This is a genomic window from Neobacillus sp. YIM B06451, assembly GCF_032667185.1.
Lineage (GTDB): Bacteria > Bacillota > Bacilli > Bacillales > Cytobacillaceae > Bacillus_D.
This window is the reverse complement of sequence record NZ_JAVFKJ010000006.1, coordinates 191,246-215,976: the sequence shown is the minus strand read 5'-3', so window position 1 is coordinate 215,976 and position 24,731 is coordinate 191,246. Positions and strand designations below refer to the sequence as shown.

At 46.7% G+C, this 24,731-nt stretch carries 18 protein-coding genes and 1 other annotated feature; of the genes, 11 read left to right on the top strand and 7 right to left on the bottom strand.

What is annotated here, in order from left to right:
- Positions 1-149: 149 nt before the first annotated feature.
- From RB160_RS13075 to RB160_RS13065, 3 genes are all read left to right on the top strand, one after another.
- Complete coding sequence (locus tag RB160_RS13075; protein ID WP_316570871.1) at positions 150-1,751, top strand: glycosyl hydrolase family 28-related protein; 1,602 nt, start codon at positions 150-152, stop codon at positions 1,749-1,751.
- A gap of 143 nt (positions 1,752-1,894) precedes the next feature.
- Entirely contained in the window at positions 1,895-2,839 is a 945-nt protein-coding gene (locus RB160_RS13070) for a DMT family transporter (RefSeq protein WP_316570870.1), read from the top strand.
- 82 nt (positions 2,840-2,921) lie between these two features.
- The gene (locus RB160_RS13065) at positions 2,922-4,571 is read left to right on the top strand and encodes a PAS domain-containing sensor histidine kinase (protein ID WP_316570869.1); all 1,650 of its coding nucleotides are present in this window, start codon (positions 2,922-2,924) and stop codon (positions 4,569-4,571) included.
- A gap of 158 nt (positions 4,572-4,729) precedes the next feature.
- On the opposite strand, the gene RB160_RS13060 is transcribed toward RB160_RS13065, so the two are convergent.
- A complete protein-coding gene (locus RB160_RS13060) occupies positions 4,730-5,320 on the bottom strand; it encodes a DUF1836 domain-containing protein (RefSeq protein WP_316570868.1) in 591 nt (196 codons plus the stop codon).
- 133 nt (positions 5,321-5,453) lie between these two features.
- Between RB160_RS13060 and trhA the strand changes: the two genes are divergently transcribed.
- Complete coding sequence (trhA, locus tag RB160_RS13055) at positions 5,454-6,101, top strand: PAQR family membrane homeostasis protein TrhA (protein ID WP_316570867.1); 648 nt, start codon at positions 5,454-5,456, stop codon at positions 6,099-6,101.
- A 281-nt stretch (positions 6,102-6,382) separates the two neighbouring features.
- Positions 6,383-6,628: a binding site (T-box leader), on the top strand.
- A gap of 53 nt (positions 6,629-6,681) precedes the next feature.
- Positions 6,682-8,013 carry a branched-chain amino acid transport system II carrier protein gene (gene brnQ / locus RB160_RS13050; protein ID WP_316570866.1) on the top strand — a complete coding sequence of 444 codons (1,332 nt, stop codon included), beginning with the start codon at positions 6,682-6,684 and terminating at the stop codon, positions 8,011-8,013.
- Positions 8,014-8,054: 41 nt separating this feature from the next.
- Here the strand turns inward: brnQ and RB160_RS13045 are convergent, their stop codons facing one another.
- Both RB160_RS13045 and RB160_RS13040 read right to left on the bottom strand, forming a co-directional pair.
- Positions 8,055-9,398 (bottom strand): amino acid permease, encoded by a 1,344-nt coding sequence (locus RB160_RS13045; protein WP_316570865.1) that lies wholly within the window; start codon positions 9,396-9,398, stop codon positions 8,055-8,057.
- Between the two features lie 32 nt (positions 9,399-9,430).
- Positions 9,431-10,138, bottom strand: a complete 708-nt coding sequence (locus RB160_RS13040) for a DNA alkylation repair protein (RefSeq protein WP_316570864.1) — start codon at positions 10,136-10,138, stop codon at positions 9,431-9,433.
- 530 nt (positions 10,139-10,668) lie between these two features.
- Between RB160_RS13040 and RB160_RS13035 the strand changes: the two genes are divergently transcribed.
- The gene (locus RB160_RS13035) at positions 10,669-11,346 is read left to right on the top strand and encodes a CAP domain-containing protein (RefSeq protein ID WP_483870178.1); all 678 of its coding nucleotides are present in this window, start codon (positions 10,669-10,671) and stop codon (positions 11,344-11,346) included.
- A gap of 17 nt (positions 11,347-11,363) precedes the next feature.
- Here RB160_RS13035 and RB160_RS13030 read toward each other — a convergent pair whose 3' ends face one another.
- A complete protein-coding gene (locus tag RB160_RS13030) occupies positions 11,364-11,567 on the bottom strand; it encodes a hypothetical protein (RefSeq protein ID WP_316570862.1) in 204 nt (67 codons plus the stop codon).
- On the opposite strand from RB160_RS13030, the gene RB160_RS13025 reads away from it, so the two are divergent.
- The 5 genes from RB160_RS13025 (at position 11,548) to RB160_RS13005 (ending at position 19,926) form a co-directional block, all read left to right on the top strand.
- Positions 11,548-12,264, top strand: a complete 717-nt coding sequence (locus tag RB160_RS13025; RefSeq protein WP_316570861.1) for a DUF3784 domain-containing protein — start codon at positions 11,548-11,550, stop codon at positions 12,262-12,264. The genes RB160_RS13030 and RB160_RS13025 overlap by 20 nt on opposite strands.
- A gap of 113 nt (positions 12,265-12,377) precedes the next feature.
- Positions 12,378-12,959 (top strand): histidine phosphatase family protein, encoded by a 582-nt coding sequence (locus RB160_RS13020; RefSeq protein WP_316570860.1) that lies wholly within the window; start codon positions 12,378-12,380, stop codon positions 12,957-12,959.
- Positions 12,960-13,244: 285 nt separating this feature from the next.
- Complete coding sequence (locus RB160_RS13015) at positions 13,245-15,404, top strand: glycoside hydrolase family 3 N-terminal domain-containing protein (RefSeq protein WP_316570859.1); 2,160 nt, start codon at positions 13,245-13,247, stop codon at positions 15,402-15,404.
- A 17-nt stretch (positions 15,405-15,421) separates the two neighbouring features.
- The gene (locus RB160_RS13010) at positions 15,422-18,760 is read left to right on the top strand and encodes a GH36-type glycosyl hydrolase domain-containing protein (protein ID WP_316570858.1); all 3,339 of its coding nucleotides are present in this window, start codon (positions 15,422-15,424) and stop codon (positions 18,758-18,760) included.
- Between the two features lie 188 nt (positions 18,761-18,948).
- Positions 18,949-19,926 (top strand): LacI family DNA-binding transcriptional regulator, encoded by a 978-nt coding sequence (locus tag RB160_RS13005; RefSeq protein WP_316570857.1) that lies wholly within the window; start codon positions 18,949-18,951, stop codon positions 19,924-19,926.
- 36 nt (positions 19,927-19,962) lie between these two features.
- Here RB160_RS13005 and RB160_RS13000 read toward each other — a convergent pair whose 3' ends face one another.
- From RB160_RS13000 to RB160_RS12990, 3 genes are all read right to left on the bottom strand, one after another.
- Positions 19,963-22,374, bottom strand: coding sequence for a beta-galactosidase (locus RB160_RS13000; protein ID WP_316570856.1), 2,412 nt, complete (start codon positions 22,372-22,374; stop codon positions 19,963-19,965).
- 96 nt (positions 22,375-22,470) lie between these two features.
- Positions 22,471-23,721 carry a glucoamylase family protein gene (locus tag RB160_RS12995; RefSeq protein WP_316570855.1) on the bottom strand — a complete coding sequence of 417 codons (1,251 nt, stop codon included), beginning with the start codon at positions 23,719-23,721 and terminating at the stop codon, positions 22,471-22,473.
- Between the two features lie 55 nt (positions 23,722-23,776).
- Positions 23,777-24,727, bottom strand: a complete 951-nt coding sequence (locus RB160_RS12990; protein ID WP_316570854.1) for a carbohydrate ABC transporter permease — start codon at positions 24,725-24,727, stop codon at positions 23,777-23,779.
- Between the last annotated feature and the right edge of the window lie 4 nt (positions 24,728-24,731).

Below are 24,731 nucleotides of genomic sequence, written 5' to 3'. Positions count from 1 at the left end.
CAGACGGGAATAATAAATAATACACTGAACCTTCCATCAGCGAGGGTTTTTGCGCTGATGGTTAGTCCCGTTCTACTTTGTTGATTAGCAATAGAGCGTTAAAATTGAGTTATATAGTGTCATTCTCTTTGAGCAAAGGAGGGCTGGATATGATCTACCTAGATAAAAACCATGACCCCCGTAAAAATGCCGAACTCATCTCGCAACTTTTGGACGATAGCCCTGATATCGGGGAAGCGGTTGCCCGGACGGAACAACTTTTCAGTGAGCACAGCGCCGACCCCGGGAGCTACTCCTTTGAACCGGAACAAAAAAGGCCGCTATCAGGCATTCTCAAACAATTTTTCACAACAATGCCCGTTTTCTTTTTTGCAAAAAAAACAAAGGCGGCCATGTCCGAATCAAATACGATTGTGGATGCCGCTGGCCATGTGTACCCTTCCTGGAAGGGCCTCCTTGACGAGGAATACAGTCATTTAAAAGAGGTTGCGAAGCGGGAAGTGAATGTCGAGGACTTCGGTGCGGTGGGAGATGGTAAGACAGACAATACCGAAGCCTTCAAAAAAGCGCTTGGCAATGGGCGTGTGACCGTCAGGATTCCAAAAGGGGTGTTCGTGACGAGTGAAATACGGGTGCCGTCATGGACATGCCTTGTGGGTGAGGGGAAAGGAAGAACCATTCTCAAACTCCACGCCAAGGCGCCGAAGTCCTCCCAGCTCGTAACGAATTCTTCCCACTGGAAAGGAAACCGGAATATCCTTGTCGAGGGTATGACACTTGACTGGAATGTGGAGCGGCTCGGGGATGAAATCAAAACGGCGGCCGGCAATAACTTTTCCAGCTGCCTGCTTTTCGCCAATGTAACGTTCGGTTGGGTAAAGAATGTGGAAGCGGTCAACCCCGGACTACACTGCTTCGATGTGTCCTCGACCATGTATAATTATTCGGGTGACGGCTATCGGGCTAAGGGCGGCAGTAACTATATTTGGCTGGATGGGCTCAATGGGTACGGATTTGGCGATGACGGCGTAACGACCCATCATAGTGACAACATCCTCATTTCAAATTGTTATATGTGTGACCCGAGCGGACGTGCCCATAAAACGGGATTTTCCAATTCGAACGGATTTGAAGCGGATGACGGGTCACGGAATGTTTGGCTCGTCAATAATTCTTCGGCACGGTGCTTTGGCGGGGTCGAAATTAAAGCGCACGGAAATTCCTCAGCCGCCGCCAATGTCCATATCATTGGCCACCTTTCCGTGAACGACAACCGATCTTTCAATTGGAGGCATATTGGCCATCATAAAAGTACGGACCCTGTTTCGAAGACTGCGTTCAATATTAAGGCGACGAACCTCGTTTCCATCGCTCCGATACGCACGGCTCTTTATGAAAACTCAAAGCCTAGGGCGCTTGTTGTTTCGGGTTACCGGAATGTCGCCATCAATCATTTTACGGCAATTGGAGACCCTGATTATGATTACCGGGGTGAACCTGTGATGGCCATTCAGTACCGTTCACGGAATGTGGCTCTCGACAATGTTTCGGTAAGCGGGTTCCGGACGGCGGGAGCGGACATCAAATTATTTGGCGGCGACAATTGCACGGATGCGGTTGCGATTAAAAAACTGACGGTACGAGACTCCGCCCCGAAAGCTATCCAGATAGGCAAGGGAGTCCAAAAGGCCAACATCGGGTCTGTTGTAGTAAAAAGAAACGAAAATAGCCCTCCAAAAAGATTCATTTAAAATTTTCGCTGTGCCTGTTTTTCAAAAACCTGCTATACTAAATTCCATGGATTCAAAGGGAAAGAGGGAAGGATTTTGAGCATCCTCCCCTCTTTATCATTGCTCCGGACATTGTACGGAGATCGGAAAGAAGGAAACAGAAAGTGGATCGAAAACAGCATCTCCAGACTTATGCCATTCTTGTAGCAGTCATGGCCGCATGGGGATTGAATGTCATTGCAACTAAAATCATTGTCACGGAATTTACTCCAGTTACCATTACATCCCTTAGAGTATTGACGGCAGGAATTACCGTATTCCTCGTACTTGCCCTTTTAAAAAAGGTCAGGCGGCCCAGCCGGAACGAACTTATCTATACATTGATCGCAAGCATCTTTAATGTTGTTTGCCACCATTATTTCCTATCGGTCGGCTTGACAAAAACAACCGCTTCAAACGCTGGATTAATCCTTGGGCTCGGCCCATTGCTATCGGCGATACTTGCCGCCATTTTCCTCGGCACCCGCCTCACTGTGCCGCGCTTGTGCGGGGTCCTAGCGGGGCTTTTGGGTGTTTCGTTTATCGTCCTAGAAAACAGCCTTGGAATCGGTTCCATTTCGATTGGCGATTTGTTCATATTCCTATCCATCCTGACTCAGGCAGGCAGCTTTATTTTAATAAAAAAGGTATCAAGAACAATGGATGCGCGCCTTATGACCGGGTACATGCTCTTATTTGGTTCGTTGATCCTCTTTCTTATCAGCATCGTACAGGAGCCTGGAGCCATCAGGGGAATCTCTTCTGCTTCTACTTCCGTGTGGCCTATATTTTTCGGATCGGCCATCATTGCGACCGCGCTCGGGCATATGTCCTACAACTCGGCGATTAGCAAAGTCGGGGTTGCCGAGTCGGCGATTTTCATCAATTTAAGCCCATTTTTCTCGCTTGTAGGAGCGGCCATGTTCCTTAATGAAACAATTACTTTCTCCCACCTTGCCGGATTCATCCTGATTCTCCTTGGGGTCCTGCTCGGGTCTGGAGCAGTTGAAGATTGGAACGCATCAGGGAAGAAACCTTACAGGAAACGAAAAATGGAGCCTAAGATATAAGGGAGTTGTATAGCACCTTTTTTGGTATATGGCTCTCCGTTTTTATTGGCGTGTTGGTAACAATTTTTCCAGGAGTGGTTTTATGGAGAAAAAAAAGCTGATTTTTTATTTTATCGTCTGCGGTATTGTTTGGATTGCCGGAACAAATCTACTGCTTGCCCAATTTGAACCAACTCCTTACATTCGAGCAATCGGCCATATAAAAGAAACAGTTTTTGTCCTTGCAACAGGGATTGTTTTTTATTTTGCCATCAAAAAGGCAGAGGAGCTCAATACGGCAAGAATGGATAGGCAACGGCTGTCGACCCTGATTAATTCGATGGTAGACTTCGTAAATTTCAAGGATGGCGAGGGAAGGTGGGTCGAAGCAAATGAGTTTGGCCTAAAACTTTTCGGCCTCGAAGGTGTTGATTACCGGGGAAAAAAGGATTCCGAACTCGCTGCCTTTAGCGCCGATCATGCCAACGCCCTTATTTATTGTGAAAAGTCCGATGAAGAAACGTGGCAAAACCGGAAAATTACCCGTGTCGAAGAAGTGCTCATTTCCCCAAACGGAACAAGAAAGATTTTTGATACGATAAAGGTTCCTCTTTTCAATCCGGATGGAACCCGAAAAGGCCTTGTCATCATGGGAAGGGATATTACCCAAAAAAGGCTGCTCATCAATCTCCTCGAAGAAAGCCGCCAGCAATATAAATCCCTTTTTGAATACAGCCCTGATATCGTTTATATGACAGATCTCGAAGGCAGATTCATCGACCTAAACCCACGATTCAAAGAAGTGACCGGGTACGACCCCGAGGATATAATCGGACGGCATTTCCAGAAACTGATTCCCCGGAAGCACCGGGAAGCGCTCGAGGACTATTTCTCGATCGTCAGCAAAAATAATAAACCAAAGCTTATTGAATTTGATATTAAAAAGAAGAACGGCGATAAAATTATTCTTGAATGCACCTCGGTCCCAATGGTCATTCACGGAGAAACAAAGGGAATTATCGGCTACGGAAGGGATGTCACAAAGCTAAGGAGAACGGAGGAAAAATTGCGCCGGTCGGAAAAGCTATCGATTGTCGGCGAACTTTCGGCAAGTGTTGCCCATGAAATCCGCAATCCGCTTACGTCATTAATCGGCTTTGTCCAGCTGCTTAAATCAGAGGATGAAAAACATCGGTATTATTATTCGATTATGGCCGACGAGCTGAACCGGATTCATCATATTACAAGCGAGCTGTTGCTGCTCGCCAAACCACAGAAGCTCAAGTTCGTTCAAACAGACCTTCATTCACTATTGAAAAATGTCATCTCGCTGTTAACTCCGGAGGCCGCCATGCATGACATTAGAATCACTCCATCCTTCGGGGAAAAACACTGCCTGATTGAATGCGAACCAAATCAATTAAAGCAGCTTTTTATCAATCTAATTAAAAACGCGATTGATGCTTCACATTCTGGCGGAAAAGTGGCCATTTCAACGGCCTGCGGGAAAGATGGGAAAGTTACAGTGTCCATCACGGACGATGGCATAGGGATATCAAAGGAACGGCTTGAAAGAATCGGGGAGCCTTTTTATTCATCGAAGGAAAAAGGGACAGGCCTCGGCCTTACGGTCAGCTCGAAAATTGTTGAAGCCCATCATGGGAAGATGGAATTCAAAAGTGTGCTGAACAAGGGCACGAAAGTTACCATTACCCTTTCTGCTAATTGTGTCCCTAAAAGGGGAATGGAGTAATTTAAAGGGATTTACTAACCTGAAAACCTGTGTTCTAACATCTTCAAATTAATAAATGCACCAACGCGCGAAAGAACCTTGGACAGATGATCCAGGTTCTTTTTTCGTTTGTAAAAAATTCTGTTAAAGCCTTCGAACCATTGAATCGATACCATGGGTTAGTTGTTGCCGCGGCGGTCCGGGCCTTCCTCCTGTAGTAGGTCGGCCAGTTTTTCGGCTAGCCGCCTGTACATATTGCTCATATTGACAAGCGATGCAATAAGGAGGACCGTTTCCAACTCTTTGTCTCCGCCTTGCATGAATTCAATTTCCTTCTCGGCTGCTTCTTTTCGTTTCCTAGCTTCTTCTCGAAAATTGCGTTCATTTTCAGTTGACAGAGAAAGAAAAGCCGAATAAAAGGCTTCGAGATCCAAGTCGCCTTTCGTCACCCCATCATTGATGCCGCTTAAAACCCCTTTTATGTCTGTAATCGATAAAGAACCTTTCAGCTGGTAGATAAGACTGATTAAAATCAGATGCTCGCGGGTATATTTTTTCTTTTTAACAGGAAAAAACAGATTGCCTTTAGCATAATTGTTAATCATGGTTTTCGTGAGGATTTTTTCATCCTCGTTCCGCCTCGTTTGCGAGAAGGCTTGATCGAAAAGCTGAATCACCTGATCCATATATAGATCAATTGAAGGCATCTCCTCAAGATGAATCTGTTTTTTAAAACCAAGACTATCAATTAGCTTTTCCAGGTCTTCCATTAGCAGCCTCCATTACTCAATGTAAATATATTTTATTATACAGGATTTTTTTAACGTTGACTACATAACGAATTAGTAATATCATTATATGTAGTTATTAAAACTACATTAAGTGTTGTGAGGAGGCTGTTATATGAATGCGTATATACGTGAACCAATCAATGGATTAACCCACCTTATGGGTGCTTTGTTATCGTTTGCCGGACTTCTGGCCATGGTCATCAAGGCTACAGCAGGAGCCGCTTCCCCGCTGGCGATATCGGCTGTCATTATTTTTGGAATTAGCATGATCCTTCTCTACTCGGCCTCGGCCACCTATCATATGGTCATTGCTAAAGATCGGGTAATTGCCTTTCTGCGAAGGCTCGACCATTCCATGATCTTCGTATTAATCGCCGGAACATACGCCCCCTTTTGCCTTATCAGCTTGAACGGAACGACAGGCTGGGCAATGTTTGCCATTATTGCTACCGTAGCCGTAATCGGCGTCATTTTCAAAATGGTTTGGTTCAATTGCCCGCGCTGGCTGTCTACCGCGCTGTACATCATCATGGGCTGGATGATTATCTTCGTCGCATCGCCGCTCGCAGGATCGATTCCGCGCGAAGGCCTCACCCTACTTATCCTTGGGGGAGTCATATACACAATTGGGGGAATTATCTATGGCGCAAAACCAAATTTCCTCCGCACAAAATACATGGGCTTCCATGAAATCTTCCACATTTTTATTTTATTGGGAAGCCTCGCCCATTTCTTAAGCATCTACCTTTATGTACTATAGGTGAAAGGAATGGTGGCAGGTTCCGTTGCTAGCCGTTTGCCCATTGGGTTGTCACGAATCTGGGATTTGAATAAAACTAAACAACCGGGTTTCGGCTCTTTCATCACCCATCCTGACACAAAAAAATCGAACGTTAATTTTTTCCTTCCAGACACCGCTTACATTGTTACAGTGACGGGTTTTTTGTTTTAACGGGACTTTTGCTTCTATGGCGGCAATAGTTTAAATTGTCAAAAAGTGATTGACACCAAATAAGGCCTCTGTTAAATTATTTTTAAATAAAAAATTCGATGACGAGAAGAGTAAGCTGGGAAGACTGTTCCCCAGAGAGCCGGCACATGGTGGAAGCCGGCGTCCAGTGCCTGGCCGAAAATCATCTCCGAGATGCAAAGCTGAATTTTAGTAAGCTTTGACGGTTTTTCCGCCGTTACAAAGGAACACGTATGATTGTACGTTGGCTGAGTGCCGCATGCCTTTTGGCCGCTGCGGAAGTAGGGTGGTATCGCGAGTATTAACTCGTCCCTGTAATTTTACGGGGGCGGGTTTTTTATTTTAAAATAACAAAAAGGGAGAGTTAGAGATGAAAAAGTTTGATACACTGTTTATCGGATTCATGTTATTTTCGATGTTTTTTGGAGCTGGCAATCTAATTTTCCCTCCAATGCTTGGCGCCTTATCCGGAACATCCTATTGGCTCGCAATGGCCGGATTTATCCTAACGGCAGTTGGCCTTCCACTTGCGGTTCTGATTGCCGTTTCACTTGTAAAAGGAGGAGCGGAAGCACTGGGCAACAGGGTCCATCCTACTTTCAGCGCAATCTTTATGGCTGTCATTTACCTGTCAATCGGACCTTTCCTTGCAATCCCAAGGAACGCATCTGTTGCATTCGAAATGGGCATCTTGCCTTTCGCTCCTGAATCATTTAATAAAACTTTGGCATTGTTTGTGTATTCGGCTGTTTTCTTCCTCATCGTATACTTGACAGCCCTAAACCATAACAAAATGGAGAAATATATGGGGCGCTGGATTACTCCGGTCCTTCTTATTTCAATTGTCACTCTGTGTACTGCCGGTTTCATGAAATTGGGCGGCGATGCCAAGGCTCCAACTGGCGGATATGAAAATGGAGCTTTCTTTAAAGGCTTCATTGAGGGATACAATACGATGGACGCCCTTGCCTCACTGGCATTCGGGATTGTTATATTGACTGCCGTCAAGCAGCGGGGCATCAGCAATGAGAAGCAGCTTACCCGTTATACAGTGAAAGCGGCGGCTATCGCTGGCTCGCTTCTGGCGCTTGTTTACGTATCGCTCGGCTATGTTGGCGGGAAGATGGGTATCGCAGAAACTTTCGAGTCCGGAACGGAATTGCTCACCGCAGCTTCCGCTTTTCTCCTCGGAACAAGCGGCCCAGTCCTGCTTGGCCTGATTTTCACACTTGCCTGCTTTACGACAGTTGTCGGCCTTACCGCCGCATGCGGACAATACTTCTCGAACCTTATTCCAAAGCTCAGCTATAAAGCGGTCGTATCGATGGTAACCCTTGTCGGGTTCGTCCTTTCCAATATGGGGCTGGCGCAAATTCTTAAAGTTTCGGTTCCATTCCTGGTTACAGCCTACCCGTTGACAATTGTCCTTATAGCGTTAAGCTTCTTTCATCGTTTCTTTAAAAATCCTCGCCGGGTATACGGAACAGCGATGCTATTTACAGGAGTTTTCGCGGCCATCAGCGGCTTGAGCACCTTTGGGGTGAATCTCGGACCAATTCTTACGTTAAGGAACGCACTTCCATTTGCTTCGGCAGGAATGGACTGGGTCGTTCCCGCCCTCGCCGGTACATTGATCGGCATGGCTATGGGGAGCAAAACACCGAAACCCGCCAGCCAAAACACAGAACTGAAAGCATCATAACGTCAAACAAAGCCACTCCGGCACAATCGGAGTGGCTTCTTTTAATGTGATTTACTTTTATTTAATCGGTATCCAATAAACAATAGTACAAACCAAACTGGGGCGACTATAAACGCCACCGCCATTCCTTCGATAAAGGCCATGGCAACGACCACTGCCGCAAGGGCCACAAGCGCGAAATACGAAGAATAAGGAAAAAACGGCATCTTGAACAGCCCAATATCCCTTCTTCTTTCCTTCCTGAACCTCATATGCGTGACAAGGATTATCGTCCAGCTTGTTACCGCAGCCACAGTGGCAATCGAAGTGATATAATAAAAAACTTTTTCTGGAACGATGTAGTTAAGAAAAACCGCAACCAGCAAAATTGAGGCTGAAAACAGTACCCCACGGGCCGGCACTCCCGACCTGCTCAATTGCCGGAAAAAAGAAGGCCCATTGCCCTGGTCCGCCAAACTGTAGAGCATCCTCCCTGTTCCGTACATGCCGCTATTAAACGCGGAAAGGGCGGCAGTAAGGACAACAAAATTTATGATATCCGCCGCTGCTGGCATTCCGATTTTATCAAAAATCAGGACAAATGGGCTGCCGGTTGTCCCGATTTCATTCCATGGGTACAATATCATGATAATTCCAAGCGCACCAATATAGAAAATAAGGACACGCCAAATGACATTGTTTATCGCAGAGGGAATCGTTTTCTCCGGATTTTTGGCTTCTCCCGCTGTCAATCCGATCATTTCAATCCCGCCAAAGGAAAACATGACCATCACGAGAGAAAGGAATAGCCCCCATACTCCATTCGGGACAAAGCCCCCATTTTCCCATAGGTTCCCAAACCCGACTGGTACTCCGCCATTCCCAATTCCAAACAGGATAATTCCAAAGCCCGCAATAATCATACTCACAATCGCGACTACTTTAATGAGAGCGAACCAAAACTCAAACTCGCCGTACGCCTTAACATTAATCAGATTGACCAGAGTGATCACAACCAATGCGCCAAGCGCCGAAACCCACTGGGGAACATCAGGAAACCAATGGTTGATGTAAACGCCGACAACCGTAATCTCGGCCATTCCGACAACAATCCAGTTAAACCAGTATGTCCAGCCAGTCAAATAACCTGCAAACGGACCAAGGTATTTATTCGCATATGCACTAAAGGAGCCCGAAACAGGGTCGGCAACCGCCATTTCCCCCAATGCCCTCATAATCATAAAAATAACCACGCCGCCAAGTAGGTAGGAAAGCAGGATGGCGGGGCCGGCAAGCTTGATTGTCGCGGCAGACCCATAAAATAGCCCGACCCCAATCGTTCCACCAAGGGCAATTAACTGGATATGCCTATTGCTCAATCCCCTTTTCAATTGATTCTTTTCCATACTTCCCGCACCTTTCTACCTTCATTCAAGCATTAGCAAATGCATGTCTTCTTCTTTACCCCAATTTTTCCTTTTTGCTCAACTTTATGAATATAATCTTCCGCGACTGGCACCTTGCAAGCCGTATTTCCTACATTTACTTGCACCTTGCCGATGGCGCTTGCAACCCTTAATGCCTCATCATGCAAAGGCTTGACAAACGAACCTGCACAAATTACAAACATGTTCATTACATACCGCACCCTGTTTCTTTCGGAATGAATCGTTTTCTCCACCCGATTCAATAGCCCCCTGATTTCGTCCAGGTCAAGGTCATCGTCCTGACTGATGGAAAGATAATTGGCGTATGTACTCCATCCACATACAGCAATTGTTTCTTTCTCGGCTTCAATCCATTCCCTGGCAAGTTCAAGGGCGAAATTGCTTTCGGCCGCCGCGCTGGCAACTGTATATTCAGCCAGCCCATGCCAATACGCTTTCTCTGCCCAATCCTGAAGCGTACTCTTATTCAAAAGTTTCGGATTAACAGATAGCCCAGCAAGGTACATGGCATCGTAATTTCCTGTATTGTAGAGCGCCAGAACAAGCTGCTGGTCTTTCTTTATGTATTTCACAAGCGTTTTCAAATCGCCGACTTTAACCCCAAATAGCGGCTCCCTGGCACCATGCCGCAAAAAGGTTTTTTTCGTTTGTTCCGTTCCCATTTCGGCGAGCCTTTCCATTACTTCTTCTATTGTCATATTCTCCACCTACCTTTTTTCACTAAATTATACCATCCACCATCAAAATGGCGTATAGGGCAGCCAGTTTCCGCGTCTTCCTTTTTATAGCCATACCCCACCTTATTTCCATTCATATTTTACCCATCCGGTTGAAGAATAAGAGCGTACCACAATATTGTCTTAAGGAGGCATGCAACTTGATAAAAAAGACCGTGGGCATAATGGCCGCCAGTGTCCTGACTTTTGGCCTCGCCGCCTGTAACGCCAACGACAACAACGATAGAAACAACGCCATGGATCATGGAACAGGGGCGTACAATGTCCGCGACAACAACGGTGACAGAAACAATGACTTTTTCGGCATGGACCATGAAGGCCTGCTGACCGAAGAGTGGAATCCAGGGCACGACGACGACCGCAATGACCGGTTTGGCCGAAATGACCGGGATGACCGGAATGACGGGTTTGGCCGAAATAACCGGGATGACCGGAATGACGGGTTTGGAACGTTCGGCAACAACGATCGGCATGGTAAAGACCGGAATGGTATGTTCAATATTTCCAGTCTTGAAACCACAATGGATAGCCAAAGTTATCCGGAAACTGGAGCGATTTTAGTTCAGCCAGCCAAGTACCAGTTCCTCAGAATCGACCCACGTACCGGACAAATTCAAGATTATCCGAGCGGGAACCAGTATTGGCAAATCTCTATCCCGCAAAACTCTGGCGCACAGCCTCCAGTCATGCAGCCGGACAAAGCACCTAATCAACAAAAGCAAGGAACGGCAGCGCCTAAGCAGCGGCAAGCGGCGCCACAACAAGCTCCCGCGAAGCAACAAGCAGCCGGAATCAGCAAAGAGGCCCAACAGGTCATTGACCTCACCAATGTCCAGCGCCAGCAAAACGGCCTTCCGCCATTAAAGGCGGATACCAAACTGAGCGGCGTTGCTTTGAAAAAGTCACAGGACATGCAGCAAAAGAACTACTTCTCGCACACAAGCCCTACTTACGGGTCGCCATTTGACATGATGCGCGACTTCGGCGTCACCTACACAAGCGCCGGTGAAAACATCGCCATGGGCCAGCGCACACCAGAGGAAGTCGTCCAGGCCTGGATGAACTCGGAAGGACACCGCAAAAACATCCTGAACCGCGATTTCACTCATATCGGCGTTGGATTTGAGCAATCCGGCTACCACTGGACACAAATGTTCATCCGCAAATAACTTTTCAAGCAGGGTTCCTATTGGAGCCCTGTTTTTTTGGGAAAAGAAAAAGCCGCAATTACCTCGCTTCCTCCATTACATTTTTCCGCACCTACGCACCAAACTCCATCCAGCAATTTTATTTTTTTCATCTGCACCAAGCCCAAAAATGGAAAAGTATAGTATTCTTGAACAAAGGGCATTAACGAAGGAGGCGTCTTTATGATGGCGTTATTTTTCATTTTAATGGGCACCGCCCTACTGCTCATCCTGCTCGGCTGGGCAGTAAGGAAAGGGGCATACTGGCTTATCTCAGGATTTGCCTTTCGGCCAAAAGAGGAGCAGGCGCAACTGATTGAGAGTGCGCTCCCACAAAAGGTTGGAACGCTATTAATGGCATCGGGAGCGGGAATGATTTTATTGCTGCCGCTCCTGTTCACTTCATTTCCTTATGCGGTCGAGGTAATTATCGGTTTCATGCTCATCTTTTTACTCGGGGGAATTATTTATCTTTCACGCTACGAAACACCAGCAAAGCGAAAGAGAAGCTATTTCATCACTTCCGGCATCGCCGTGTTTACATTTGTTTCAATTGGGGTCCTAATGTTTTTTGGCTACCAGGAAGTAGAGCTAATTTTCAAAAAAGAAGGAATGGAGATTACCGGAATGTATGGGGAGGAAATTCCTTACGGGGACATACAGACAGTTGAGCTGCTTGAAAAAATGCCAAAGGCTACCGTTAAAGTCGACGGTTTTGGAACGGCCAAAATCGCAAAAGGAAATTTCAAACTCGAAGGCTATGGAACAAGCCTGTTGTTTATCCAAAAAGGCTTTCCTCCCTACCTCCACATTGAAACAAAAAATGGCCATATTTTCATCAATAGCCCCGACCCGGATACCACCCGCTCCTGGAAAAACAAACTGGCCGAATGGGATTGAATCATAGAAGCAGGGGATGGATCCTCTGCTTTTATTCAAACAAAAAGGTTTGAAGAAGGAATACCTTCCATTAATCGAGAACACCTAATCGTATAACCACTTAGGAGGCTATTATGACGATAATCGGTTTTATTCGCCACGGAACGACGGCATGGAACAAAGAAAGGCGCGCCCAGGGAAGCTCTGATATCCCACTGGACCAGGATGGAATCAACGAAGCGCGCATGCTCGCAGACAGGCTATCCGGAGAAGAATGGGATGCGATCTACGCCAGCCCTCTTTTGCGGGCAAGGCAAACGGCTGAAATAATCGCAGCCAGGATAGGAGTAGAAGAAGTTCACTTTGATCCACGGCTCCGCGAAGTAAGCGGGGGCCAAATAGAAGGGACAATCGAGGAAGAACGCATTGCCAAATGGGGCAGCGATTGGCGAAAGCAGGACCTTGGCTTCGAAAAACACGAATCGGTCCTGGAACGCGGCCTCCCCGCCATTCAGGAAATAAAAGAAGCCAATCCCGGCAAAAACATTCTCATTGTCAGCCACGGTGCTTTTATACGGAAAATTGTCGGCGAACTTGTGCGAGAGCTGAAAAATGAACCGCCGCTTCACAATACCTCCGTTACCATACTAAGCCATACAGACGAGGTATGGGAATGCAGCCTCTATAATTGCACAAAACATCTTGGCAAATTTTAAAACAGTGGTGCAGGGTTCGCTCCTCCTGCTTCCTCGGTTCTCGAATGAAGCGGCGGAATTCCCCCGCTTTATTTTTTTGGATTCAAACGATTAATTTTTTCCTACCGATTCATATTTCACTTTATCGATTCATTTTCTACAATTTCCTCTATAATTACTCCGCTCAGCCGGCCTCTCTTTTTTACCATTAATCGAAACGTTTCTATAAACCAATTGACTGCCTCCATGAAAGCGTTTATAATTCAATCGAAACGTTTCACCAAAATGTGTGGAAGGGGTCAGCATATGACTGAAAAACGCTTGTCCGAATTATTGGAAAAAATGTCCCTTGATGAAAAAATAGCTCAATTAATGCAGCTTGCCACACCTTTTTATAAAGGGTCCTCAGATGGCGGCCATATTACAGGCCCGATTGCCGATATGGGAATAACCGAAGATACCGTCATCAACTCAGGCTCAATCCTTGGGGCTTCTGGCGCCAAGGAAGTCATGAACATACAAAAAGTCTTTTTGGAGGAAAATCCACACGGTATCCCGCTTCTGTTCATGGCTGATATTATTCACGGATTTAAAACCATCTTCCCCGTCCCCCTCGCGCTAGGGTGCTCATGGGACTTGGAGGCTGCTGAAGAAAGCGCTTCAATCGCTGCTAAGGAAGCTGCCGTATCTGGCGTTCATGTCACGTTTGCCCCGATGGTTGACCTAGTCCGCGATCCGCGCTGGGGCCGTGTAATGGAATCCACTGGTGAAGACCCGTATCTAAATAGCGTTTTTGCCCGGGCCTTTGTCCGCGGTTTCCAGGGTGATGACCTGGCAAACAGCTATGACCATGTTGCCGCCTGTGTGAAGCATTTTGCCGCGTATGGTGCGGCTGAGGGAGGCCGCGATTACAACACGGTCGATATGTCAGAGCGGACGCTCCGGGAAACGTATTTGCCAGCATACAAAGCAGCGCTGGATGAAGGCTGTGAAATGGTCATGACCTCTTTCAATATAGTCGACGGCATCCCGGCTACAGGCAATAAGGCGCTCATGCGCGGAATCCTGCGGGACGAATGGGGCTTCGATGGCGTACTCATCTCTGACTGGGCCGCTGTAAAAGAAATGATTAATCACGGAGCCGCAGAGGATGAAGAGGAAGCCGCCCTTAAAGCAATTGAGGCGGGGGTCGACATTGAGATGATGACGCCTTGTTATGTGAAAAACCTGAAGAATTTGGTGGCAGACGGAAAGGTTCCTGAAAGCCTGATTGACGAAGCGGTCCTTCGTATTCTCCGCCTGAAAGACAAACTAGGCTTATTTGAAAATCCATATCGAGGTGCAAATGAAGATAGGGAGAAAGAAATTGTCCTCTCTCCAGCCCATAGGGATTTTGCGCGTAAAATGGCAGCCAAATCGTGTGTTCTCCTTAAAAATAATGGATTGCTGCCGCTTGGCCGTGACAAGAAGATTGCCCTGATTGGCCCATTTGCGGAAAACGGGGATATCCTCGGGCCGTGGTCATGGCATGGTTCCCGCGAGTTAGCCACTACGCTTGCTAAAGGAATTACCGAGAAAATTGACTCATCACTTTTCTCCATAAGCCAAGGCTGCGGCATTGAAACCGGAACAGAAGATGAGCTTCAGCAAGCAATCGAAGCGGCAAAAGAAGCGGAGATTATCATTCTCGCGCTTGGAGAAAAGTCTGAAATGAGCGGTGAGGCAAATTGCCGCGCGGATATCCGACTTCCTAAAATCCAGCGCGAGTTGGTGAAAGAACTAGCCAAATTAGGCAAACCAATGGCCGCAGTCCTGTTCAACGGCCGTCCCCTTGATCTTGACGGGGTGATTGACGAAGCGGACGCCATCCTGGAAGCATGGTACCCAGGCACGGAAGGCGGAGCGGCTATAGCCGATCTTCTGTACGGAGATGCAAACCCATCCGGGCGCCTTTCAATGTCCTTCCCTCATTCAGTTGGCCAAGTCCCTGTTTATTACAACAGCTTTAATACAGGCCGGCCGAAAACAAGCGAAACGGACACATATGTTTCAAGATATCTAGATATTCCAAATAGCCCGCGCTTCCCATTCGGATTTGGGTTAAGTTATGCAAACTTCCATTATAGCGATGCAGAGGTTTCATCAGCGACATTACTGATGGATGGTTCCATTACTGTAACAGCCAGAGTTACAAACAGCGGCCCGGTTGCCGGTGAAGAGACGGTCCAGCTGTACATTCGCGATATTTCGGGGGAAATTGTCCGGCCCGTCCGGGAGCTGAAGGGGTTCAAAAAAATATGGCTGGAACCTGGCCAATCAAAAAAAGTCGAATTTACTATAACGGAAGAAATGCTTCGCTACTACCATTCAAATCTTGATTATAAAAGCGATGCAGGACAATTCAACGCCTATATCGGGCCAAACAGCCGGGATGGGATTGAACTGGCCTTTAAGCTCGTAAAATAACGACCGGAGGGAACACCATGCCAATGTTGAACGAAACGATGTTTACTGTAGAGAAAGGAAAAACCCGCTTTACGTTTTTGGAAAGCGGCGACCTTTATTTTGCCACACATGGCGAAATTATGCTGAATCAAGTACTCGGCAATCCCTTGGACGGGTCCTTGAATAACCTTTACCTCCGCTTCCATGAAGGCAGCCAAATAGATGCGGTTCCCCTTTTGGGAATTAAATCAACTTGCAGCGTCCGCCATGAAGGCGATGCAGTCGTTTGGCAGGGAAAAGCAAAAGACATTGCTTACATGGTTACCTTAAGGCTTGAAGAACAGGGATTGTGGTTCTGGGAAGTTGACCTAGAAGGCGGCAATGCCGAGGTGGACGTCATTTACACACAGGATCTCGGGCTCGGCAGCCAGGGATTTGTCCGTTCCAATGAAGCATACTTGTCCCATTATATTGATCACTCAATCTATGAAAACAAATATGGCTATGCTGTATGTTCACGCCAAAACCAGCCTCAGCCGGGAGGCTTTCCATATCTACAGCAGGGCTCGCTTACAGGAGCTGTCGGCTATTCGACAGATGGATTCCAGTTCTATGGCCTTTCCTACAAGGAAACCGACCGCCCAGAAGCCTTGGAAAAACCATTTTTGCCAAATGAAATTTATCAGTATGAGTTCGCCTTTACGGCCCTTCAATCTAGAAAAATCAAGCTGAATGGCAACGAGAAAGTCGTATTTTATGGCTTGTTCAAAGAAAACCATCCCGAAGCAGTTACGTCGCTTGAATACACAAATGAGATTGAAGACGCCTGGAACCGGGCAAAAGGCAGGCAAAAGCCTTCAGTACCTTTAAACAATAAACCAACCCTGTCTTCTGTGTTTGGAAAACCGCTTAAGACGGACTCAATGTCCCAGCAGGACATAGACACGCTGTTCCCGAACAGGATTGAGGAAGAGTGGGACGGCGATACACTGCTAAGCTTCTTTACAGATACGTATGAGCATATTGTTTTAAAAGAAAAAGAACTGCTTGTCGAGCGGCCGCACGGACATATTGTGATGACAGGGAACAATGCGAAAATGAAGGAAAACACCCTTACATCCACTTCGTACATGTATGGCATCTTTAATTCACAAGTAGTTGTAGGAAATACATCATTCAACAAAATGATGACAAACGCCCGGAATCACCTTAACGTCCTTAAAACCTCCGGGCAGAGGATTTATGTAGAACTCGACGGAAAATACAGGCTGTTGACCATGCCGTCCCTTTTTGAAATCGGCTTCAATTATACGCGCTGGCATTATAAGTTCGGCGGTGACACTATAATCATTACGAACTTTACATCGGTTGAAACGCCAGAACTGGTCCTTTCAGCGAGCTCAAAAAGCGGAAGGAAGTACCGGTATCTTGTTACGAACCAAATTTCGATGAACAGCAATGAATATGAAGTACCTTTCCGAATGGAACAAGATGGGCAGTCCGTCTTGTTTAAGGCGGGCGAACATGCGGAAAGCAGCAATAGCTATCCTGGCCTCTCCTATAAGCTTCACATCCGGGGGGCAAAGGCGGAAATTACGGATGAACAGATATTTGCCGTAGGGATACCTGCTGGCAGTGCCGGTATCGTTGCACTGGCTTTATCAGAGACACCGGAATGGTCCATTGTGATCCAAGGAAGGCTCCATGGGGAAGACATCCCACTTTTTGAAGGAAACGCCGACCTAGAGATTGAAAAATATAGAGCATTCTTGAAAAATGTCATGAATGGTTTCAGGCTCGGAAATGAAAAAACATCTTTGCCAATTGAAAAGGTCAATGCAGTGGCGTGGTGGTATACCCACAATATGCTTGTCCATTACTCGGTTCCGCACGGGCTTGAACAATACGGCGGCGCCGCATGGGGGACAAGGGATGTTTGCCAGGGACCGGTTGAATACTTCCTGGCCACACAAAATGATGGTTCTGCCCGTGAAATCATTAAAACAGTTTATTCACATCAATACGAAGATAGCGGAAACTGGCCGCAATGGTTTATGTTCGATAACTACTCTTACATCCAGGCCGGTGAAAGCCATGGCGATATTATCGTTTGGCCGCTGAAGGTTCTTGGGGACTATATTACGGCTACCGGGGACTATGGGATACTCGAGGAACAAGTGCCATATACAATAAATGGTTCCTTTAAGTTTACACAACACAATGCCTCGATTCTGGACCATGCCAAAAAGGAAATTGAGTATATTAAAAACAATTTCCTGCATGATACCTATCTATCTTCATATGGGGACGGCGACTGGGATGACACCCTCCAGCCTGCCAATGCCCAGCTAAAAAAATATATGGTCAGCAGCTGGACCGTTGCCTTGACCTATCAGACAATCAAGGGCTTCGCAAAAGCCTTGGGCCCTATTGCTGAAAAAGAAGCATCAGAACTGGAAGAACTGGCACGTGGAATTGAAAGCGACTATCAAACATACATGCTTTCAACAGGAATCCTGCCAGGTTTCATCTATATGGAGGAGCCAGGCAAACCTGAATTGATGGTCCATCCGGAAGATAATAAAACGGGTATAAATTATCGCCTCCTTCCAATGACAAGGAGCATGATCAGTGAACTTCTTAGCCCAGATTCCGCCAAGGCACACTATGAATTAATTAAGGAACATTTGTATTGCCCTGATGGCGTCCGCCTAATGAACCGCCCAGCCAACTATGAGGGCGGGGTAAGCACCAATTTTAAACGCGCCGAACAGGCGGCCAACTTCGGAAGGGAAATCGGCCTTCAATATGTCCATGCCCACATCCGGTTTGTCGAGGCTATGGCCAAGCTTGGAAAAGCAGATGAAGCTTGGAAAGGACTTGAAACAATCAATCCGGTAGGGTTAAAGGATGCAGTTCCTAATGCTGATTTCCGCCAGAGCAATGCGTACTTCAGCAGCTCGGACGGAAGCTTTAAAACGAGGTACGAAGCCAGGGAGAGATTTGATGAATTGAAAGCTGGAAAGGTTAAAGTTAAAGGGGGCTGGAGGATTTATTCAAGCGGCCCGGGAATTTATATGAACCAGCTCATTTCAAACTGCCTTGGAATCCGCCGGAATGCCCGGGGTTTAATCATCGACCCGGTCCTGCCCCAGGAGCTCGATGGCTTGCGCTTTGATTTCAAGTTCGATGGCCTGCCAGTAGCATTCATTTATCATCTTGAAGGCAACAGCGGGATTTCCGTAAAAATAAACGGGGAAACTGTGGATGGAGAAATGATTGCCAACCGGTACCGAAGCGGCGGACTGCTAATCGAACGGAATCTCTTGAAGCAGCTGCTTGGATCCGAGAAGAATGAAATAGAAATTTTCATGTAAACAAAGAGGTACTTCTATATTGTCTGCCGGAGGATACATGCAACCTCCGGCAATCTAAATTTTGATTTTAACATCGATGTTGTATGTCTTATAATAAGGTTGAAGCGAACCTACCATAAGCGGCGTTTTTTCCGCTGATGTTAAAGCATCCAATAAGAGAGGCATTTGTACAGGACGGAGGAAAATTCTTGGTCAGTATTAAAGATATAGCAAAGCGCGCGGGCGTTTCCATTTCTACAGTGTCTTACGCCTTGAATGGAAGCACAAAGGTCACCGAGGAAACGCGAGCCAGAATAATGGCCCTGGCAGAAGAGCTGGATTATATTCCGAATGCCGCCGCACGGAATTTAAAAAAACAGGAAACCAAAATAATCGGTGCCTATCTTACTGATTACAGCGGCGCGTTTTACGGCCATCTCCTCCACGGCATGCGTGAAAAACTTTCAAAAAGCGGCTATGAGCTTATTGTATGTACTGGGACACAATCCCATCGTTTCCTTCCTGAAAGAATGATTGATGGAGCGATTATATTGGACGCTTCCTTTCAAGATGCTGAATTGCTGTCGTACGCGGAACGCGGGCACAAGCTTGTCGTTCTTGACCGGGAACTGATGCATGATAATATAAGGCAAGTATTGCTCGATAATCAGGCTGGGGCTGGAATTGCTGTCCACACCTTGCTCGACGCGGGGCTCGACAAGCTTTATTTTGTTACAGGGCCTAAGGAATCCTATGATTCCACACGCAGGCTGGAAGCTGCGAGGGCAGCCGTAAAGGATAATCCCAACGTTGCGTATACAGAGATACAAGGCCATTTTGATAAAGAATCAGGTATGGCCGCCGCGGAAAAAATTACGAAAGAATACTCCGGCCCTGTTGGGGTTTTCTGTTTCAACGATGAAATGGCGATAGGCATGTTCAATTTTCTTTCAAATACAGAGTTCATAATCGGCAAGGATATTCATATCATCGGGTTTGATAATATTGAAATCTCTCATTATATAGACCCGCGCCTGACAACGATTGCCTACTCCAAGAAGAAGTGGGGTGCCATGGCAGCGGGAGCCCTCCTCGATTTGATAAAGGGTGAATCCGAACCGAATGGGCCGATGAAAATCCAGGTCAGCCTTCTCGAAGGAAGGTCGGTCAGGGCTGTATCTAAATAGCAAAAAGGTGCGGAGATTGTCCGCACCTTTTTTACATTATTTAAAATAGACTGTCAGCCGGTCATCAACCTTTGCATGCTTGAGTGAAACTACCTTGACCAGCCCACCGTCCCTTTCGACGGTGTAATCTGGTGAACTAGCTATTGCGGCACCTTCTTTGAAGGCAATGACATCGCTTTTTTGGGTAAGCCGGAAATCCATCGAATTCGGCCCATAACCAGTGATTTCAGCCGTCGACCAGGCTATTTCCCTACCTTCAAGTTCCAAATCTACAGGAAGCATGACCCCGTCTTTGCTTTGCAGGAGAAGTTTAAGACCACCAAACAATTCTTCCCCATTTTCATAAATCCGGAGTTCTTTATCAAATCCATCTAAATTAAGGAGGTGAATGAACCGTTCACCTTCGCGGTTGGCTGTCGAAGTCATGAAAATGCCATGCTCCTCGCAATCATGTACTAAGCTTGCTTTTGAGCCAAGCCTTTCAAGAGCTGTTTGATATAGTTCCAGTTCGGCAGGATAGGCCGCTGCAATGACGATCGCCCTGCCTTTTCCACGTTCGGCTTCAAAGGCACATACTTCATCAGTCCCGTATACCTTTAAAAGAGGCATCGCTTTTCCAGCTTCAAACACCTGAGCGAAGTGTGTCCTTAATTCCGGCCGGGGAGCCAGCCAGTTTTCCGCATAAAGCGAGAGGTAATATCCGCCTGAGTCACGGCGCACGCCAATCGGGGAAACCCCGAGTGCATCTGCCAAAATGGCACACTCATTGCCTTCCATATCATATTCCGGTACCTCGCCGTAAAGAAGGATTCCTCCTCCCTCATCCAGATAATCAACAAGCTTTTGCTGGATTTCGCCGCTCATATATTTAGCCGAAGGAAGGGCAAGCACAGGGGTTTCCCTAAGGGTAAGTGGTTTATTCTGAATATCGACTGCTCCGAAACGATAGCCGGCAAGAAGCATCGACCTCGCCATGCTTTCCCAGCCTCCCCCAGCACGGTTCGCTTCCAAATTCGAAACGATTTCTGCCATTTTCGCGCTTTTAGGGTATTTGTACTCGGTCATATAATAATCAGGAATAAACGCAAACGCCACCCCATCCCGCTCTTCGTCCATCGCCGCAGCCTTTTCGCCAACGGCCATAATTGCCTGAATTCCCCTTGCCATCCTTGGAAAAGTATAGTTCAGTTTCCCTTCAGGGCTTACGGGGGCAGCAAAACCGTGGCGTTCCCCTGTGAATGCAATCCGGTCATTGCCGTCGTTTAGGGCTTTGTCCATCCGGAAATTGAATCCCCCGGTGAATAAATAATAATTGATCAGGCGGTTCCCCTGCGCTATGCACATTCTTGCTTTCAGGTCAGAAGCGGATGGATCATATCGTCCGCCGAAGTTGTTCCCAAAATTTCCATCCCCGCAGTTGAATTCCACCGAAGTAAGCGGCTGGTCAGGAAGATGGACCGCATCCATGAATCCATTAATGATGTACAGGTCCTGGAAGCTATTCATCTCCAAATCCCCAAAGTAAATGTCGGAACCTGATAGATAGCCTGGCCCCTGTGTATAGGATTCATAAAGCTGGCTGATTCCAATCGGGAATGTAAAGCCACGCAGCCCCCCTGTTCCATGGATGTTTACTACAAAGGGTATATCACGGATGCCAAATTCCTCGGCATATCCCCTCAGGGTAGAAACGTATCTTGCAAAACGATCCCTCATATAATAGCCAAGGTCCTTCATCAGTTCGGCCGCATATGATTCTTTTGGCGATATGACAGCTTCATTCCTGACTAATGAATCATCTAAATCAAAAGGATACCGCCGCAATAAGATTTCATTGCTATAGCGCTTTTTGAGCCAGTTCGAAAAATCATCGAGAAGATGTTCGGTAAGGTCTGGCGTATTGCTTACCCACGAGAGCATCCCAATTTCATTGTCAATTTGAAAGGCAATAATGCAGCCGCCATTTGAATGAAGGTACGGCCTTGCAACCTCGGCAACCGCCTTATACCAATTGCGAGCCGCCTTTAGAAAACCCGGAGCCAGGTAATCAACCGTCTTCGTTGTGGCCGGCTTTTCATCCCATCCCACTGGTATGATTTCCGGATATTTTTCGTACACCCAGAAAGGGAGGCCCTCATTTTTCATTTCGGCCATTATAAACGGTCCCGGCCTTAGGAAAAAATACAGTCCGTTTTCTTGGCAAAGTTCAATAAATCCCTTTAGATTCAATTCAGGCCTCGTCCTGCCTGTAAAATCAAATACGCCTTCTTCCTGCTCGTGAACCAGCCACGGAACATATGTAGCAACCGCATTGCACCCTGCAAGCTTCAGCTTATCAAGGCGGTCCTGCCATTCATCAGGATGGAGCCTGAAATAGTGGATTTCCCCGCACATCAAAAGCTTCGGCTTTCCGTCAATGATGATTTGTTTATCCTTAATCTCGATCATAACAAAAGACCTCTCCCTTTTTATGGATAGCAAGAGAGCCCCATAAAATGGAGCCCTTTTGTATAGCCGGTTGTATGCAATTCCTGGACGCGCAGCCTACTTCTCTACCTTTTTCCAGCCAAGCAACTCGATTCCCCGCTGCACATACTTATTTTTCATATAAAGGTCCCAAACAAGACCAGACCGGTAGTTCTCTATCATTAGCAGTGAAATCCCTTTGTCAATGCCAATTACATGGTCTGCGTACCATGGAGGAGTAACATCGAGATTATATGCATCCTGAAAGCCATATTCTCCCCAAAGCTGCGGGTGATTTTCATAGTAGTACTCCATTGCCGCAATCGACTCTTCAGGCGTAAACACGATTGATCCGATCGCCCCCGCCGGAGGGACGGTACCGTCGTTTACCGGATTCACATTTGGATGGTATGGAGGCGTACCCGGCCCGCCATAGCCGTTAGGAGTCGCACATGCGGTGAGCCCCCAAGAATTCTCATGATATGTTTTAAAATTATCTTTTTGATCGATGCTGTATTGCCGGCTTGCTTTGGAGGCCTTTACCGAATTTTCAAACCAGTCGATGCCATCACTATCCCTGTACTTCGCAAAGTCAAACCATGCATGGGAGAACTGGTGGGTGAACAGGCAGCCGCCCGGCGAGTTGTAAAATTCATAACCGCCATATTCCCCGAGCCTTCTTTCAAATCCCTGATATATTTCTACCGGAACGGGATGGGTTTCCGAGGCGACGCCAAGAATGTACTGCATCATCTGTTCGGCATACATATCCCAATGGTGGAACCCGCCAGTTTCAAGATTATAGCCCATGTAAAACTGATTGACCGATTTGTCGTAATACATGTCCCAGTCGACCCTCGCATATATTTTTTCAAACAAATCGGCAATTTCGCCGCCGAAATATTCAGCTGACGTAATGGCGCCATTTAAAAATAGCGAGGTATCAATAATGGATGCACAATCATAAAACTCTTCGTACTTTTTTGCTGTTTCCATATTTAAAAAATGATAGAAAAAACCGCCTACATGCTCGACGTTGTGAAGGAAGGTTTCGAGTGTTCCTTTTGTCCTTTCATAGCCCTCTTCCTTCGTAATCCAACCCCGTTCAATTCCAATAATGATGGCGGACAGGCCAAAGCCCACGGATGCAATGCTCGCGACCTTCTTGTTTCCTGTATTATCAAGAATGAGGCCGTAGCCCGGTGATTCCGGATTCGTATTGGCTTCCTTCCAGAAAAAATCAAAGCTTCTTTTTGCTTCTTCTTCAACTATAAACGGCAAATTCAATGCTGTTTCCTCCTCATAAACTGGCGGACCGAGGACACTCATGAAGGAAGCCCTTCTAGTTTAACGGCCACTTTTTTTATTTAAGCAGTTTCAAAGATTATTCACCGGTAATGCCAGACCTGTCCACGCCTTCCGTGAACCAGCGTTGGGTTATGAAATAGACAACCAGCAGCGGCAGGATCGACAGGACGGTTCCAGCCATCTTTATTCCTTCGTTCAATTGGTTTATCCCCGTATTCATGCCGGCCGGGAACATCTTCTGGTACGTCGCGACAAATTTCTGCAGCTGCAGAGGCAGGGTTGTCAATGCATCACCGAAATAGATTGACGCCAGGTACGTTTCATTCCAATACCATACAAACGAGAATAGGAACGAGATAATGATCGCAGGCACAGCCATCGGGATCGCAATTGTGAAAAAGATTCTGAAATGCCCCGCTCCGTCAATTTGCGCGGCTTCCTCAAGCGCTTTCGGAACCATTCTGAAAAACTGGTAAAATATCAGGATAAAAATCGCGCTATTCAACCCCTGTCCTGATGCCGCCGGAAGAATGAAAGCATTCAAGCTTCCGAGGAGATTCAATTCCTTAAAAAAGATATACCTTGGTATTAAGGTAACCTGCGGAGGAATGATGAACGTTGCCAGCACAAGGACGAACAGGATTTTCTTTCCCTTAAAATCAAACCTGGCAAGGCCATACCCGATTACAGCAGCGATGGCTGTCTGGGCAAGCGCGGGAAGCACCGTGACATACAATGTTTCAAGCAAGGTTGGTACAAAATCGAGTACCTCGTTCGCCTTTTTATAGTTTTCAAGGTAAAGCTGCGTCGGGATCCAGTTAACAAGCGGATTCAATAGGTCGTCGAGGCTTTTGAAGCTGTATGAACCCATATAAATGAGCGGAAACAAGTAGACGAATCCGATTCCGATTAATAATCCGTATACGAGCAACTTAAAAAGAAAACCATCTGTCCCCTGCATCCCAAAGAACAATCGCCTGGAACGTAGGTAATGCCTGTCAAACTGCCTTTTATTCCGATTTTTCATTTGA